Below are 479 nucleotides of genomic sequence, written 5' to 3'. Positions count from 1 at the left end.
CCCCGCCCCCGGGGGGGGGGGGGGGGGGGGGGGGGGGGGCGCCCCCCCCCCCCCCCCCGCGACGCGGTGGCCTCGATGATCGCGTCCCGCTCCCCGGGCTCCCACATCGCGACCCGCTCCCCGCGGGCCGCGTGCTCGACCACCCGGGCCCGCGCGCGGGCGGCGTCGGCGAGGTGGGCCAGCACGTGCCCGCGGGTCCAGCCCGGCAGCGTCGAGGGCGCCGCGACGGCGGCGTCGGTGAGCCCGGCGATCACGTCCAGCAGCCTGCGGTGCGCGCGGACGACCGCGGCGAGGGGTGGCTCCACGTCACCCGAGGGTAGCGACGGGACGGTCAGGACGCCTGCAACACCAGGAGGGTCAGGTCGTCGTGGGCGGCGCCCCCCGGCCCCGCGAAAAACACCCCCCCCCGCGGGTGGGCGACCGCCCCCGCCGCCACCCCCCGCCCCACGCCCCCCCCCCCCGGAAAACCCACCGCGCCC

Annotated in this window: 1 protein-coding gene; it reads right to left on the bottom strand. The window is 82.5% G+C overall.

Translation table 11 applies throughout. From position 1 onward, the window contains the following. Positions 1-305 (bottom strand): maleylpyruvate isomerase N-terminal domain-containing protein (locus ACFXGA_RS36285; protein WP_378096334.1); only part of this gene is annotated, 305 nt, incomplete at its 3' end. Between the last annotated feature and the right edge of the window lie 174 nt (positions 306-479).

The sequence above is a fragment of the Actinosynnema sp. NPDC059335 genome (genome assembly GCF_042752395.1).
Taxonomy (GTDB): Bacteria; Actinomycetota; Actinomycetes; order Mycobacteriales; family Pseudonocardiaceae; genus Actinosynnema.
This window is presented reverse-complemented; position numbering and strand designations above follow the sequence as displayed.